We start from the raw sequence: 15,823 nt of genomic DNA on the forward strand, positions 1-15,823 counted from the left end.
CCGCATGGGCCATTATCGAGCCCTGGATCGCGGTATCAGAGTAGGTACCGACGGGCCGCGGACCGCCTGTGGCAATCCTGCAACGGCGGCGAAGATTCGACTCCTGCCGCATCGGTTTCAATCAGCTCCGCCTTGACCTCGCAGCCGGCATTAGCGAGCGCTAAACACGCGTCGGAAAATGCTAGGTTAGAGTCTCTGGGCAAACCGCCCGCGCTTGCGACCACTGTCCCCCTGGGACGCAACACGAGCGAGGACTTGACGGCCATGCTCGAAGAACTGGATCCGGTCATTCTGGCGCGAATTCAATTCGCCTTCACCATCGGCTTCCACATCGTCTTTCCGGCGCTGACCATCGGGCTTGCCAGCTATCTCTTCGTTCTCGAGGGCTTCTGGCTCGCGACCGGGCGCCAGACCTACCGCCAGGTCTTCGACTATTGGCTGCGGATATTCGCCATCGCTTTCGGCATGGGCGTCGTCTCCGGGGTGATGATGAGCTACCATTTCGGCACCAACTGGAGCGTCTTTTCAGACAAGACCGGCCCCGTCCTCGGCCCGCTGATGAGCTACGAGGTGCTGACCGCCTTTTTCCTCGAGGCGGGGTTTCTCGGCATCATGCTGTTCGGCCGCGAGCGGGTCGGCAAAGGGCTTTATTTCTTTTCGACGGCGATGGTCGCCGCCGGCTCGCTGATCTCAGCCTTCTGGATCCTGTCGGCGAACAGCTGGATGCAGACGCCTGCCGGCTACGGCGTCAACGCCGCCGGCCAGTTCGTGCCGGAGGATTGGTGGGCGATCGTCTTCAACCCGTCCTTCCCGTATCGCTTTCTGCACATGACCGTCGCCGCCTACCTGGCGACCGCGTTCCTGGTCGGCGCGGTCGGCGCCTATCATCTGCTGCGCCGGCGGGACGATGGGGCCGCGCGGCTGATGTTTTCGATGGCCATGTGGATGGCCGCCCTGGTCACTCCGGTGCAGATATTCATCGGCGATCTGCACGGCCTCAACACATTCGAATACCAGCCGCGCAAGGTGGCCGCGATGGAAGGCCATTTCGAGGCGCTGCAACACGGCGCGCCGCTCTACCTGTTCGGCTGGCCGTCGGCGGAGGAAGGCCGGCTCAAATACCCCCTCGCCCTGCCCCGGATGGGCAGCCTGATCCTGACCCACGACCTTGACGGCCCGGTCAAAGGGCTCGAAGCCTGGCCCAAAGAGGACTGGCCGCCGCTGCCGGTCACCTTCTGGAGCTTCCGGATCATGCTCGGCCTCGGTCTTGCCATGATGCTGGCCGGGCTCGCGAGCCTGGCCTTGCGATGGCGCGGAAGCCTGTATCGGAACAATGGCTTCCTGCGCTTGTCGGTGGCCATGGCGCCGGCCGGCTTCATCGCCATCCTGGCCGGCTGGTTCACCACCGAGATCGGACGCCAGCCTTACACCGTCGACGGGCTCCTGCGCACTGCGGACGCGGCCTCGCCCGTCGGCGCGCCCGCCCTCGCCGGGTCGCTCGCCGCCATCACCATCGTCTATCTCATGGTCTTCGGCGCCGGCACTTTCTATCTGTTGCGCCTGATGGGCGCCTCGCCGGCCGATGCGGCTGCCGAGGAAGCGGCGCGGCCGACGCGCACCGCCAGGATCGCCGGCCGGGAGACGCATCCATGATCGCCACTCCGCCCTTCGACCTGGCTCTCGCCTGGGGGCTGGTCATCGCCTTTGGCGTCTATGCCTATGTGGTGCTCGACGGCTTCGACCTCGGCGTCGGCACCCTCTTTGTCGCCATCCGCGACGCGAAACAGCGAGACACGATGGTCAATTCCATCGCCCCGGTCTGGGACGGCAACGAGACCTGGCTGGTGCTCGGCGGCGGTGGCCTGTTCGCCGCCTTTCCACTCGCCTATGCGGTGGTGCTGCCGGCCCTCTATGCGCCGCTGATGGCTATGCTGTTGGCGCTGATCTTTCGCGGCGTCGCCGTCGAGTTCCGGTTCAAGACGCAGCGCCTAAAGCCGCTCTGGGATGTCGCCTTTAGCGCCGGTTCGATCGTCGCCACCTTCTGCCAGGGCATCGCGCTCGGCGCCTTCATTCAGGGCATCGCGGTCGAGGGCCGCGCCTATGGCGGCGGCTGGTGGGACTGGCTCACGCCCTTCAGCCTGATGACGGGGGCGGCGCTCGTCGTCGGCTACGCGCTGCTCGGCGCGACCTGGCTGATCATGAAGACGGAAGGCGGCCTCCAAGGGCACTGCTATCGGCTCGCCCGGCCGCTCGGCGCCGCCGTGGTGGCACTGATCGGCGTGGTCAGCATCTGGACGCCGTTGACCGAACCGGCGGTCGCGACGCGCTGGTTCTCCTGGCCGAACATCGCATTTCTGTCTCCGGTGCCGCTCCTGGTCGCGGCTGCAGCGTTCGGCCTCTACCGGGCGCTTGCCGCGCGCCGCGAAGTCCTGCCCTTCCTGTTCGCGCTCAGCCTGTTCACGCTTTCCTTCATCGGCCTCGGCATCTCGCTCTATCCGTATATCATTCCGCGCAGCGTCACCATCTGGCAGGCGGCGGCGCCCGCGAGCAGCCTCGCCTTCACCTTTGTCGGCGTGGCGGTGCTCGTTCCCATCATCCTCGCCTATACAGGCCATGCCTATTGGGTTTTCCGCGGCAAGGTCGATCCTGGGGCGAGCTATCACTAAGCATGACGGAAGGCGGTGTGGACCGCGCCAACTTCATCGGCTGAAAGGAGACGAAAATGATGCTCAATGTCACCTATCTCTCTCCCCTCGTGGCGCTGGCCGCCGGGATCCTGATCCTCCTGGTGCCAAGGCTGCTCAATTACATTGTCGCCATCTACCTGATCGTGATCGGCGTTCTCGGCCTGGCCGACAAGCTATAGGCGCAGGCTCCGGCGGTCTTTCGACCGGGTCGACGCGTTCGACCGGGGGGTTTTGTGCTGCGCGGGCGAACCGGCAGCGCACGCTGCAGATTTTGCGCGGCTTGCCATCGCCAAATAAATCCACGGCGTCTATAATCGCTCCCAGGGAAATTCAACTTCCCTAAACTGCGCACCGATAGTCTTGCCGATCCCATATGAATAAACCTGGGCCAAATGGAACGTCTTCTTCGTGAATCACGCCTTAGTGGACCGGCGCACGCCACCGTCATCGACGTGACTTCGTCGGAGGCCGACGGCACGCAATACGGGCTGGTCAGCAGCGTCGACATCTCGTTTTTCGTCCCCTGCTACAATGAAGAAAATACTGTCATCGGCGCCGTGGAGAAATTGGTCGAACTGGGGGCGCGGGCGGACCTGACCTACGAGATCCTGGTTTTCGACGACGCCTCCAAGGACCGCACCGTCAAAGCGGTCAATGCCTATCAGGAGGCGCATCCCGACATCCCCCTGCGCTTGTTTGAGAGCCGCCTCAACCGGGGCGTGGCGCGGAACTTCGTCGAGGGGGCGTTCCGCGCCAGGGGCAAATATTACCGGCTGGTCTGCGGCGACGACGTGGAGCCGATCGAGAGCCACCTCGCGCTTGCCCGCAGGATCGACGAGGCCGACATCATCATTCCCTATTTCACCGAGATCGGCGGAAGGAAACCCCACCGCCACGTCATTTCGCGGCTGTATACGTGGCTGGTCAATTTCGTCAGCGGCTACCGCCTGCGCTACTACAATGGCTGCCCGATATTCCGGCGCGTCGACGTGCTGCGCTACCATGTGGAAGCCACCGGCTTCGGCTATCAGGCCGAATTCCTGACGCGGCTCTTGCGCGAGGGAAAAAGCTTCGTCGAGGTCCCTCTGGTCTCGATCGACCGGGAAGGCTCGGCGACCCTGAACATGCGCAATTTCATCTCGGTCGGCCATTCCCTGCTCAAGATCTGGCTCGGCCGCTTGCGCGTCTATCTGTTTAAGTGATTGCGGCGCCAAAAATCCATGCTAACATCCGTCTTCGGGGGAATGCCGTAAGTATACGAAAGCAGAAATGGCGCATTGCGGCTTCCTCCGGCGCGACCACTGCCCGTGTTGTGGTGGCCTGAATACCAATCCAATACCAAAAGTCGTTTCCACACCCCCCGCAGAAGCCTTGTCGGAGGAGGAACACGGCCGATTCCTTTCCGGATACACTGCAAACAGGGTGTTCTTCACCTATGTCGCGTGTCCCGACTGTGCGACGCTCTATTGCCCCGTCTATTTCAATGAACGCCAGCTCGGCCGCCTTTATGCGCGCCAGGACGAGAACATGGCCGAGGCGCCTCTGGAGGCCCGCCGGCGGACCCAGGAGGGCTATGCCCGCATGCTGATGCCGCTCAGCCGCGGCGCCGGCACTTATCTGGAGATCGGCTGCGACATCGGCCTTTTCGCCGAGGCCTGTGCCCGGCAAGACCGGTTCGACCGCTTCGATCTCTACGAGCCGAACGTCGAGGTGCATGGCGAGCTGTCGCGCCGTTTCCGCGATAGACGGCATCGCATCCACTCCACGCCCTTCTCGCCTTCCGATCTTGCGGAACGGTCGGTCTCGACGGCGGCGATGATCCACGTGCTCGACCATCTCTTGGACCCCGTCGGCGCGCTTCGCGACATCAAGAAGGTGCTGGAGCCGGGCGCGGTGATCCTGATCGTGACCCACGATGCGCATTCGCTGCTCGCCCGCCTCCTGGGGCGGCGATGGCCGCCCTTCACCCTTCAGCATCCGCACCTGTTCTCCGCCCGCTCGATGCGCCGCGTCACGGCGGCGGCGGGCCTCGAGTGCATCAAGATCGAGAAGACGGTCAATTTCTTCCCGGCGGCGTATCTGGCGCGCGCCGGCCTGTCGCTCATCGGCCGCTCGCCCGATCTCATTCCCGCCTGGACGACGCCGCTGGTCGGCGTGCGTCTCGGCAATATCGCCGCCGTCGCCCGGCGTCCCGCATAAGGGTATCGCCGCATGCACGCGGAGCCGGATGCATCCCCTCTTCGCTCAGGCCCGCCGGCTCCGGCCATGGCGGGCCGGCCGGCGGCGCTCTCGGCGGAGACCTCGCTTGCCACGGCATTGATGTGCATGGCCTCGTGGCTGTTGTTTGCGGCTGTCGCCGCATACGGCCTGTCGCTGACCGCGAACATCAACGCCGACGGCGCCTATGTGACCACCGGCGGCATCTATTCCGGCACCGACGGCATGTGGGCGGAATGGAACGCGTCGTTCATCATGCACTACGGCCAATTTCTCGACCCGAGCCCCTTCAACGCCTTTGCCGGCATGGGGTCGATGTTTCTGCCCAACCTGCCGTGGCTCAATCCCGGCGCGCTGATGCTGGCCGCCCCCTTCGGCCAGCACGATGCATATCTGCTGTCCTACCTCGCCTACATGGTCGAGGTCGGGGCGGCGCTGACGATCCTTGCGCGCAGCATCGGCTTTTCGTGGGCAATCGCGACGATCGCGGCCGAGCTGCACATCCTGGTACTTTTCCCGCCCTTTTCAGCCTATTTCATGCCGCTGGAGTGGTACTCGGCTGCCCCCGTCTACGCCCACCTGACCGCGGTCTGGTGCTTCGCGCTGGCCGTCTTCATGGCGTGCGGGCGCAAGGGCGGATCTATCGACATTTTGGCCGCGGCAGGCTTCGGCATTCTGGTGCTGGCCGGCATTCTTTCCGCGCCCTTCTCCTTCATATTCTTCTCGGTTCCCTTCGCCACGCTCGGCCTTGCCCTTATCTGCGCCCGTCCGCCCTCGCTGCGCGAGCTGGCGTGGAAGGCCGGCGCGATCGCAGGCCTTCTGCTGACCGCCCATTTCGCCGGCTTTACCGATTATCTGCTCGGAACGGTGGCAACCTCGGCGCGGACGCCGGTCGGCCCGGCCAACTGGAGCCTGCTCCTATCGCCGGCCGCCTGGTTCGAGCGAGTCCTCGGCCATTCCATCTGCAGCACCGATCCGCGCGGCTTGATGTGCCTGGACTATCCGCTTTGGTGGCTGCAGGCGCTGGCGCTTGCCGGCGGCGCCTATCTCGCGCTCGCGGCCCGGGGCGGGCCTCGGGCGGCCGGCGTCTGGGGCATCCTCTTCCTTGGCGGCATGCATCTTTATGCCTATGCCTATCAGTCCGGCACGCTCGGACCCATCGGCACCTTGTCGACGCATTTTCTGAGCTGGTCGGCGCACGCGGTTCTGCCGGTTCTGGCCATCGCTGCCATTTGCCTTGCGGCAAGGGCGTTCACCCGGATCGTGCGCGACGGCCAAATCTCGCTGCCCATGCTCGCCATCTGGATCCTGCTCGGAATGCTGGCCTTCTGGGGGCCGTGGCGCGCCATCCGGGAGAGCGGTGGGGTCAGCCTCAGGGAATTGAATTTCGCCGCCGTCTTCAGAACAGGTACCGCGTTCGCGCTGTGGGGCGCGATCGCACTGGTGCTGGTGACCGCGGCCGGCAAGATCCACCCCGTGCTGACCAACATCGTGCGTTCGCTGGCCGACAGCCCTCTTCCCCCGGCTCTGCCATTTGCGACCCTATTGGCGCTACTCGCCGTTCCGGCTGCCGCCGGCTACATCACCGTCGCGCACGTGGCGCCGGGCCGGCCGGATCCGGTGCGCCAAGGGCCCATCACCGACACCATCGCCAGGGAAGCGCGGCTTGGCCTCGACAAGCCGTTTCGCGGCTATGCCGCCACGTTCTGGTCGCCGGCGCTTAACGTCGTCGACGAATCCGGCATGGCGGCGCGATCGCCTGTGTTCCGCTACATCCATGCCCGGACCTATTTCGTCGCCCGATACGGGACGACATTCACCGAGGTGGATCTGTGGCGCGCCGGCATTCCGACCTTCGAGGAATATGGCCAGTGGGTGTCGCGCCAGTCGCAGATTCTAGCCAAAGGCCTGCTGGCCGAACCCGGCGTCCCGTATGACTTTCCGACCTTCCTGCGCATCTACAAGCTCGACATCGACATCATGCGGGCGCTGGGCATCCGCTTCCTGATTACGGACCTCGCCATCGACGACGATCCGCGCCTAGTCTTTCGCATGAAGGAAAGCGCGCCGGACGCATTTCCCGTTTACCTCTACGAGATCGAGCGCCCCAATCTCGCCACCTATTCGCCCATCCGGGCGATCCGGGTCGAAATGGACGCCGAAGCGATCTTGTCGAGGATGGGCGACGCCGCAGGCGAGCTCGACGAACTCGTCTTCGTTCGGGACCCGCTGCAGGGTCCGTTCACGCCGGCAAGGCGCTCTTCAATGACGCTCAAGCGGGACGGCTACCGGGTGAGCGCCGAAGCGGACGGCGTCTCGCTGCTGCTTCTGCCGGTCCAATTCTCCCATTGCCTGACGCTTGCCGACCATGCCGGCGGCGATTCCAGGCCGCGGCTTTTCCGCGCCAACCTCGCCCAGACCGGGGTTCTGTTTCGGGACAGGCTCGACGCCACGATCGAATTCGACTTCGGACTGTTCGGCAACGGGTCCTGCCGGCTCAAGGATGGAAGGGACGTCGCGGCGATGACCGCGCCGCCATCCTGACGCCTCATCCGCTGCGTTCGATCGCGAATGCCTTCTGCAAGGCCGCGGCCACCCCGGCGACGCGCCTGCCCTTGGGCAGCAGCAGATAGCCGCCGGCGACCTCCTCGACGAAACCGCTTCGCACCATGACCGCGAGCCTGCTTTCAAAACTGTCCGCTTCGACATAGCCGGACTTGACGGCGTCTTCCGGCGCCGACCGGGCGGGCCGCTCATACAGATTGAGGATCATCCGCAGCGAGATCGATTTGTAGACGGCGCCGAAAAGCATCAGGAACGAGACCGCGACGAACCAGTAGGAAATGGAGAGAGCCCAGAAAGAGGCCGGGACTCCGAGCACGAGGACAACAGCCAAGAGGACAAGATGGCCGTCCACCGCCAAGATGATCGCCAGGGCCGCCGGCGAGGCCTCCGCCCGCCGCACGACGAGCGCGACGGAGCCGACATAGGCCAGAGCAACGGTGAAGCCCGCGACCAGCTCGAACATCAGCCCGTCCGTTTAAGACCTAGAAAGGCGATGCACGCCTTGCAGGCGACGGCAAGCATGACTCCCAACGGCGCCTTCAGGGCGAGGATGCCGTTGCCACGCGCGATCAAGCCGGCCCTGACGAGCCCGGAAACCCGGTGTCTGAAGACCCAGCCCAAACCTTCTCCGCCGCGATAGACACGGGCCAGCTCCTCGGCCGACAGCGGGCCGCCGGCCCGCAACAAGGCCAATAGCAGCGCAAGCGTGTAGCCGCGCGACAACAGCGCCCAGACCTCGAGATAGAACAGGCTCGCCGCGGCCATCGCCATGGCTCCCAGCAGGACATCGGACGCAGCGACCGGCTCGCTTTGGACGGCGTAAAGGAGATAGGCGGCCCAAGCGGCAAGACCGACCGACGTGCTGAGCAGGAATTGAAGCGGATTGCGGCCGCGCAGACCGGGGAGGCGGGCGAGCAGCGCCAGCCACAGCGGATTTGCGGCGGCAAATGCAAAGGCGGCAATCAGCGGTGGCGTAATCGAGAAATCCAGCATCTCGGTCGGCATCCAAACGCGGCCATGGGACGTGTCCGGCCTCGATCAGGGACGCTGCGAGGCCTCCAGTTCCCGGAGATTTTCAGACATCGGCCCGGCAGGACGTACATCGCGCCGCAAAGTGGCGAAAAAGGCGGCGCCGGGCAACGTCACGACAATGCTTATGATCCCGAGCATCACCGACGCGGACAGGGCCGCGGCCTCCGGAATGCCCAGTTGCGCGAACGCCGTCACCATCGCCAGTTCGCGAACCCCCCATCCGCCGAGCGAGATCGGCAGGGTTGCGGCGACCAGCACCAGCGGCATCAGCGCCGCAACCTCGACAAAGCTCGCTTTGGCGCCGAAGGCCAGCATCAACAGGAATACCGTGAAGATGATGTTGACGTGGCTCGCCAGGCTGAAAAATGAGACCGACGCCAAGGCTTTCGGGTGAACCAGAAACATCCGCAAATGTTGAATTGGCAAAGCGGCAAACCGCCATGCACGCCGCGAAAGGGCTCTTACAAAATTCGTCTTGAACGCGATCGACAGGATGAGGATCGGGAGAAATATAATAAGCGATCCAAGTACGAATAGATTTGCTTCCGGCATCGCAAAGGAGCGCCGCAACATGAAATAACCGAAAATCGCAAGCATTAAGAGGATCAGCAGCATAACAATGCGGTCGATAAAGACGCTCATTACCCCCTTGCTGAGGGAGCACCCGTCGCGGCGCACCAGCCATACGCGGATCACGTCGGCGCCGATGCTGGCCGGCAGAACCTGATTGAAGAAATGCGCAACGTAGATGATTTGCAGAAGGCGCCCGAAGCCGACCTGCATCAACATGGCGCGCAACAGCTCCCACCACCTGATCGTCGCCAGAAGCGGCTGCAAGGCGAGCGCCAGAATCGCCGCCAGGATCAGGCCGGGGTCGGCGCCGCCGATCGTCTGGACCAGCGTGTCCTGTTCGATCTTGGTGCCCAAATAGGCAAGGGCCGCCAGGGACGTGAGGATTTTTGCGCCGAGGCCAATGAATTTGGAGGCGCCCCTGCGCCCGGGCTGATCCCGATGCTGCATCATTCGTGTGGCTGTGCTTACCAGCGAAGCTATTCGGGGTGAAGCCGGACCGACCGGCGACATGTCCGCGCCCGCATTTCCCATCGCCGGAGATCGAAGGACGGCCGGGACGGCGAGTCCGGTTCATAATAGACACCCGCCCGTCTATTTGACAATAAATAAGTTTTAATTACACGTTTGGCGTGCAGTCCGGTGACCATTGGCTCTCCAGTGTGCCTATGGATTGAATTAGTGCAAAAAGAAACTTGCGCCTGGTTCGAGAAATTGCTGCGGCCTGAGCCCTTGGCCTGGCGCGCTGCAATATGGATTGAATTTGCCGCAAAAATATTGAACCGGAGAAGCGATATGTTTTATGCGGCGGTTTCGGAAGAATCAAAAAGGCATATCGTCTGCTACATTGACTATTTGTCGGCCTTCCTCATCGTCGCGTCGGCCGCCTATTTTGCGATTTCCGAATATCCAGGCACGGTCTATCTGCCCCGGGACGGAAGATTCAGTCTGTGGCTGGTTCTCGCTCATATCGATTGGTCCACGCCATTTCAATCGACGACGCTGAATCCCTTTCAAGGCATGGGCAGCATGCTGATTCCCGTCAATCCCTGGTTCCATCCGCCCGCCTGGCTGTTTCTTCTGGATTTGCCGTTGCACGCGCAAATCGTCTGGTCGGGAATGCTTTATTGGGGGGAAGTCTTTCTTTCGGCGCTCTTGTTGGCGCGCGCTCTGGGTCTTGCTGCGCCGCGGGCCTTCTTCGCCGCCCTGGTGACGAGCTGGATCGTGTTCCCGCCGTTCAATTTCGTCTTCGGACTTCCCGGGATCGTGGCCTCTTCGGCGTTCCAGGCGCAAACCTTGGCGGTCGGCAATGCGATGCTGTCGCTGTTCGTCAGGCTGGGACCCAAACCGGCGCGATCTCCTTGGCCCTATGGCGGGGCATCGCGAAATCTCCTTCTCATTTTCGGCATCCTCGCCTGTTTGGCGCTTCTGTTTCTGGCGGCTCCGTTCTGGAACGCCGGCTTTCTCATCGGTGATCTGGTCTTTTTCGCCATCGTCTTTTTGACCTCGGCCGACTTGCAGACGGTGGTCTGGCGCATCATGGCCGGCTTGGCATCGCTGGCCGTTGCGTTCATCGTCGATCTGCCCGGTTTCCTCCTCAGCTTCATGAAGCGCTCCGCCCGTTTCGCCGGCGGTGCGGAAACCGGCCTTTTCGACTATCTGGCAATCGACTTCACCACGCCCGTGGGGCCGGACGTCCTCGACCGGCTCCTGCATTCGTTCAAGGCCTGGGGGCTCCTGGTGCCGCGCTCTCATGCCATTGGTCTGACCGGCTCGACCTGGATCCAGATCGCACTGATCGCCGGCGCCGCAACCATGGCGCTCTGCGCGACCGGCCTCATGCGGCGCCTTGCCATTTCATTCGGCGTCATCTGGACCGGGCTCCTTTGCTATTGGAGCCTGGTGATCCTCGGCTTCATGAAGGCCCCGCCCTTCGCGCCGCAATATTTCTATCTTCCGCTATTGCCCCTCTGGGCCATCGTCCTCCTGTCGCTCGTGGGCCGGCCCTTGCTCATCGCCAGGCGGCTTGCCGCGCGAACCGGTCTGAAGAGCTGGCTGCACGGGGTTGCGGGGACCGCCCCGGCCGGGAACCCGCCGCGACTTGGTTTCCTGTCGGTTCTGGCGGTCTATTTCGCCCTCACCATGACCCATTTCGACCTCTGGCCCACCCTCACCCGAAACCTCTCGGGCGGCGACGGCGCCAGCCATCGTATCTGGCCCTATGCCGCGCCGATGAGAACCGAGTTCATCTCCATCCTGGAACGGGAGATTTCGCTGCGTCCGGGCGACCGGTTCCGCGGCTCGCTGGCGGTCGTCGCCGGGACGCCGGGAGGACAGATCCGCAAGATGCTGGGCGTGGGGGACGACGAGCCGGCGCCGCCTTCCTACTACGACAGCGTCGAGGGCGTCGTGCGCGCCCACCACGGCAACTCGCTGTTGTTCGACGACCGGTGGCTGTTCCGGATTCCGGGCTTGGTTGAATATGGACAAGCCATCGATCGCGCGCTGATGGCGGTGGCCACGGAGCTCCTGGCGCCGGCGTTCGAATCGCGGGAGGCGCATTTCGCCCGCGTCAAGGCGCTGAATGTCGATCTTCTGCGCGCCATGGGCGTCCGGTTCGTCGTCACCGACCTGCCGAGGGAGTCCCATGCAGAGACGGTCAGCGCGACATTCGTCTCGCCCCAGGGGCTCAGGCTCGACCTTCTCGAGCTCAATCAGCCCAATCTCGGAGATTTCTCGCCGACCGACGTCGAAATCGTCGATGACGCCGACGCGATCCTCGGCGAGATGCGAAAGGACGCGGCAGGCCTCGCCCGGCGCGCCTTCGTCCAGGTCAAGGACCTGCCGCCCTTGTCGCGCGCCGGCGACGCGGAATTCCGCTTCATCAGGGGCGGCGCCGCGATCAGGGCAAAGAGCGCCGGGACGGCCGCGCTTCTGCTGCCGCTGAGATATTCCAAGTGCCTGAAGATACGCGATCATCTGGAACAGAACGGTGCCTTGCGAAGGCCCCGGCTGGTCCGCGCCAATCTGATCCACAGCCTGTTGGTGTTCGACCGCCGGGCCGACCTCAGCATCATGTGGGACTTCGGGCTGACCGGCGACACGAAGTGCATGGCCGCGGACGTGGAGGCGTTCGACGCTCTTGGCCTCTAGCCCGGACTTCTCACACCCTCACGAGGCGTCATCGCCCTCGGGCGGTGCCGGTCCGGCAGGAGAGAAGTCCGAAAGGCGTAGCCTTTCCTACGGTTGAGGACTTCGACGAACCGGAAGGCCCGCCCGGGCCGACCCGGAGGGCGGGGCGCATTTGCCGACAGGCTGTGTCAAAGCATTTGACCGTAGCCCCACTACGCTCGGCATGCTTTTCCTGGCCTGTCGACAAATTCGCCTCCGTGACGCCCATGACGGTGTGAGAATTCCGGGCTAGGGCGCCGCGGGCAAATTGACGTGCGTCAAGGCCAAAACCGCCCTTTTCCAATAGACAAGATAGGACCCATTCGAGCCGTCGGCAGACGGCGCACATCGGAACAGGGGTCATCTCAATGCAGATGGAACCACAGATCAGTTTCAAGGGCTTCGAGCCCTCGCACATGCTGCGCCAGCGCGTGCTCGATCGGATCGACCGGCTGGAGCAGTTTCACGACCGCATCACCTCCTGCCGCGTGGTCATAGAGGCGCCGCACCACCACGGCCGCCTGGGCAAGCTCTATCACGTGCGCGTCGACATCACCGTTCCCCAAGGCGAAATCGTGATCAATCGCGAGCCGGAACTGAACCATGCCCACGAGGACGCCGATGTCGCCGTGCGCGATGCCTTCGACGCCGCCCAGCGCCGGCTCGAGGACCATGTGCGCAAGCTCGGCGGCGTCCGCGTCAAGGAACATCCGATCAAGACCCACGGGAAAGTCGTGCGCGTCTTCGCCGAGGAGGGCTACGGCTTCATCTTGACCGAGGACGGGCGCGAGTTCTTCTTCGAGCAGGACAGCGTCACCGGCGACGATTGGACCATCCTCGATGTCGACTCCAAAGTCAGGTTCAGGGAGATGTCGGGCGACGCCGGCCCCTATGCGGTGGCGGTCAGCGTGATCAAAGGCGGCGAAAGCGCCGAGTGATCCCACGCAGTTGGACCATGACGATTTCAGGTCGCCGTGCACCCCACTCTTCCTCCCTCCTTGTGGGGGAGGAAGGAAAATCAATGCCTTGGCGGCGCGCATGCGACGCCAAGCGGTAGATTTTCCAGGAGGGGGGTGCCGCCTGCCCCCCCTCTTGCAAAATTCAAGGGTTAGCCTCGCTACGCTCGGCTAACACCTTGATTTTGCTTTCTCCCCCGCCAAGGGGGAGAAGAGGTTTTTCACCGGCGCACCTCGATATCGTTGACGACCTTGTCGACGCCGAAGATGTACCAGGCGTCGCGCTCGGCCATGTCGCGCTCCGACTCTGTCGGCACCAGCCCGGTCAGCCGCACCGTGGTGTGCCGCACGCCGACCCTGATCTGGCTCGCCTCGACGAAGGGATCCTTCTTGAGCGCGATCTTCACCGCCTCCTCGATGCGGATCGGCCCATCCTCCTCCGGCGGCTCGACCGCCAGGCCGTTGATCACGTCGCGGCTGCCCGGCACCCACCAGGCCAAGAGACCCGCGAGCCGCTTGCTGGCAAGGCCCGGCACCTGGCCGTTGAGGGTGACGACGCCGTCGTCGACCTCGGTCTCGATCCGGCCCAGGAGACGGTCCGGAACGTCGCGCACCATTTCGAGCCGCTCGCCCTTGCGCTCGACGATCTCCAGGGCGGCGAAATTGGGCTCCTGCTGGAAAGCCTTGCGCAGATGGTCGCGGATCTCCGCGTCCGCCATGCGGACCTTCGGCTCGACGCGCAGGCGGTCGAGAACGCCCGTCACTTCCGGCAGCGCCGCGACGCGTTCCAGCGCCAGCTTCTTCGCCGCGACGCTTCGAACCTCGCCCTCGATCAAGAGCGCGCCCTCACCGTCGATGTCGAGCCGCTGCGGCGAGAAAGTGGGCCCGAGGCGCGGCTCGCTGCGCAGGGCGGCGCGCACCTTGTCCAGAATCTTGGCCTTGTCCGTCATCGCTCAACTCGCTCCTCGTTGACCCATTCCCCGCGCCTTCCTAGAGCATGATCATTTCAGGTCGACCCATAAATATCCCTCCTCCCCCGCCAGGGGGAGAAGGGTATCATGGTGTCCGCCCTTCTATCCTTCTATCCGGGTCAACCTTATCTCATCCCGCCCTAATCGACGTGGAGGAACGGGAACCGGGCAAGCTCGTCCCTCGTCCAGAGGGAAAGCCCGGCCCGATTGCCGACCGTCTCGATGTCGATCACCATGTCGGGGTCCTCGAAGGAGACGCGGCCCGGATGCCCCGCTTCGCCAAGCCGCTCCAGCAGCGCCGTGTCGAGCGCGCGCTCGGCTTCCGGCGAGAGGATGCGGCCCCTGAAGCCGCGCCGGTGAAGCCGGATATAGAAGCTCTTGTCGGCGAGCCGGTCGGCCCAGCCGAGGATGACTTTCTCGGCCTTTTCCGCAAAATCCTCCGGCGAGGCGTAGTCGAATGTGGCGTGAGCCGGGACGATGCGGGAGATATCGTTGAGATAGCCGGGCGACTCCTCGACCAATCGGCACACCGCCTCGGTAAAGGCGGCGACGTCCGCCACCTTCATCACCAGCACGTTGAAATAGTCGGTGGTGTCGACGCGGCCGAAATCGGACATCAGGCGCTTGGCGAGGCGAAAGCCCCGCTCGTCGTAAACCGTCACGACCACGTTCCAGTCCCACATCGTTGAGGCCCGCCTGTTCGGCGCTTTCACTCCCGCGTCAGGATCGCCTTGAGACGCTCGTCGAAGAACCGGGTCAGGCCGGTCCGGTTCAAATGGTCGGTGTCGAAATAAAGGCCGGGCTCGTCCATGGTCAGGGAAAAGTCGCGGAACAGGGCCTGGCGCATGGCGGGCAGGCCGAGGAGCCGCCGATCGAACGCCTCCTCGTCCGGAAGCTGTTCATAGAAGCGCGCCGGCACCGGCATCTTGACGATGACGACGCCGATTCCCTGCCGGTGGGCCAGGTCGAGGAGGCTTGCAAACGTTTGCAGATAGCGAGCGACGGCGGCCGGGTCGGGGGCGACGTCGGGATAGAGATAGGCAATGCGCTTTTCGGTCGCGGCGGCGGAGGGGCGGTGGACGCGCTCGAACTGCCCCTCCCCTTCCCAGACATCGCGCTTGAATCGGTCGCGGTTGTTGATCTTGGAAAAGCCGGTCAGATAGTCGAGCACGGCGCGCGGGTCGACGCCCTCCTTGAAGCTGTAACCGGCCATCCGCCAAGCGATCTCCGGGCGGAACGGCGTGCGGGCCAGGAGCTTCGCATCGGCAAATCGGTCTTCGTTCCAGGCTGGCGACGCGAAAGCGAAGGAATCGAGCACATAGAGCAGATTTGCGGTGCGGCGGCGGCTCAAGAACTGCTCGAAGACGAAGCGGTTATAGAGCGGCCCGGTGCCCGGCGAGGCGAGATTGAGGATCTTCAATCCCGTTTCCTGTTCCATGTGCGCGTTGAAATCGGCGAAATCGAGCGGCATGGCGTGCGAGGCGCCGAGGATCACCCAGTCATAGGCGTCGTGCTCGGCGGTCTCGATCTTGAAGAACGGGTTGGTGTCGCCGGTGCGGTACAAGAGCCGCTCCGACGCATAATAGGCCGCCGCATAGACGAGAACACCGATGGCAGCGAAGATAAGGGCTGTTCTGAAAAGGGTTTTCATCGC

14 protein-coding genes are annotated in these 15,823 nt (G+C 63.9%); 8 read left to right on the forward strand and 6 right to left on the reverse strand.

The genetic code is table 11. The features are described from left to right. Positions 1 to 264: 264 nt before the first annotated feature. The 6 genes from Q8P46_07765 (at position 265) to Q8P46_07790 (ending at position 7,448) form a co-directional block, all read left to right on the forward strand. Positions 265 to 1,653 (forward strand): cytochrome ubiquinol oxidase subunit I, encoded by a 1,389-nt coding sequence (locus tag Q8P46_07765; GenBank protein MDP2620059.1) that lies wholly within the window; start codon positions 265 to 267, stop codon positions 1,651 to 1,653. After that, positions 1,650 to 2,666 carry a cytochrome d ubiquinol oxidase subunit II gene (gene cydB, locus Q8P46_07770; GenBank protein MDP2620060.1) on the forward strand — a complete coding sequence of 339 codons (1,017 nt, stop codon included), beginning with the start codon at positions 1,650 to 1,652 and terminating at the stop codon, positions 2,664 to 2,666. The genes Q8P46_07765 and cydB overlap by 4 nt, the downstream gene beginning before the upstream one ends. Before the next feature lie 56 nt (positions 2,667 to 2,722). After that, a complete protein-coding gene (locus tag Q8P46_07775) occupies positions 2,723 to 2,866 on the forward strand; it encodes a DUF3096 domain-containing protein (GenBank protein ID MDP2620061.1) in 144 nt (47 codons plus the stop codon). Between the two features lie 213 nt (positions 2,867 to 3,079). Next, positions 3,080 to 3,889: a glycosyltransferase family 2 protein gene (locus tag Q8P46_07780; protein MDP2620062.1), complete on the forward strand. Its 810-nt coding sequence runs from the start codon at positions 3,080 to 3,082 to the stop codon at positions 3,887 to 3,889. Between the two features lie 169 nt (positions 3,890 to 4,058). Then, positions 4,059 to 4,886, forward strand: a complete 828-nt coding sequence (locus Q8P46_07785; GenBank protein MDP2620063.1) for a class I SAM-dependent methyltransferase — start codon at positions 4,059 to 4,061, stop codon at positions 4,884 to 4,886. A 66-nt stretch (positions 4,887 to 4,952) separates the two neighbouring features. After that, entirely contained in the window at positions 4,953 to 7,448 is a 2,496-nt protein-coding gene (locus tag Q8P46_07790; GenBank protein ID MDP2620064.1) for a hypothetical protein, read from the forward strand. A 4-nt stretch (positions 7,449 to 7,452) separates the two neighbouring features. Here Q8P46_07790 and Q8P46_07795 read toward each other — a convergent pair whose 3' ends face one another. Genes Q8P46_07795 through Q8P46_07805 form a run of 3 tightly spaced genes read right to left on the reverse strand, consistent with a single transcriptional unit; the run spans position 7,453 to position 9,584 of the window. Then, positions 7,453 to 7,932, reverse strand: a complete 480-nt coding sequence (locus Q8P46_07795) for a hypothetical protein (protein MDP2620065.1) — start codon at positions 7,930 to 7,932, stop codon at positions 7,453 to 7,455. Then, positions 7,932 to 8,462 (reverse strand): hypothetical protein, encoded by a 531-nt coding sequence (locus Q8P46_07800; protein ID MDP2620066.1) that lies wholly within the window; start codon positions 8,460 to 8,462, stop codon positions 7,932 to 7,934. The genes Q8P46_07795 and Q8P46_07800 overlap by 1 nt, the downstream gene beginning before the upstream one ends. Before the next feature lie 45 nt (positions 8,463 to 8,507). Next, on the reverse strand, positions 8,508 to 9,584 hold the full coding sequence (locus tag Q8P46_07805; GenBank protein ID MDP2620067.1) for a lysylphosphatidylglycerol synthase transmembrane domain-containing protein: 1,077 nt from the start codon (positions 9,582 to 9,584) through the stop codon (positions 8,508 to 8,510). A 282-nt stretch (positions 9,585 to 9,866) separates the two neighbouring features. On the opposite strand from Q8P46_07805, the gene Q8P46_07810 reads away from it, so the two are divergent. Then, the gene (locus tag Q8P46_07810; GenBank protein ID MDP2620068.1) at positions 9,867 to 12,224 is read left to right on the forward strand and encodes a hypothetical protein; all 2,358 of its coding nucleotides are present in this window, start codon (positions 9,867 to 9,869) and stop codon (positions 12,222 to 12,224) included. 386 nt (positions 12,225 to 12,610) lie between these two features. Then, the gene (locus Q8P46_07815) at positions 12,611 to 13,180 is read left to right on the forward strand and encodes an HPF/RaiA family ribosome-associated protein (protein ID MDP2620069.1); all 570 of its coding nucleotides are present in this window, start codon (positions 12,611 to 12,613) and stop codon (positions 13,178 to 13,180) included. 239 nt (positions 13,181 to 13,419) lie between these two features. Here the strand turns inward: Q8P46_07815 and Q8P46_07820 are convergent, their stop codons facing one another. The 3 genes from Q8P46_07820 to Q8P46_07830 all read right to left on the reverse strand — a co-directional run bounded on the left by Q8P46_07820 (position 13,420) and on the right by Q8P46_07830 (position 15,820). Next, entirely contained in the window at positions 13,420 to 14,148 is a 729-nt protein-coding gene (locus Q8P46_07820; GenBank protein ID MDP2620070.1) for a BON domain-containing protein, read from the reverse strand. A gap of 161 nt (positions 14,149 to 14,309) precedes the next feature. Continuing rightward, positions 14,310 to 14,852 carry a THUMP domain-containing protein gene (locus Q8P46_07825; GenBank protein ID MDP2620071.1) on the reverse strand — a complete coding sequence of 181 codons (543 nt, stop codon included), beginning with the start codon at positions 14,850 to 14,852 and terminating at the stop codon, positions 14,310 to 14,312. Between the two features lie 26 nt (positions 14,853 to 14,878). Continuing rightward, positions 14,879 to 15,820, reverse strand: coding sequence for a hypothetical protein (locus Q8P46_07830; protein ID MDP2620072.1), 942 nt, complete (start codon positions 15,818 to 15,820; stop codon positions 14,879 to 14,881). Positions 15,821 to 15,823 lie beyond the last annotated feature (3 nt).

The organism is Hyphomicrobiales bacterium (genome assembly GCA_030688605.1).
GTDB lineage: Bacteria > Pseudomonadota > Alphaproteobacteria > Rhizobiales > NORP267 > JAUYJB01.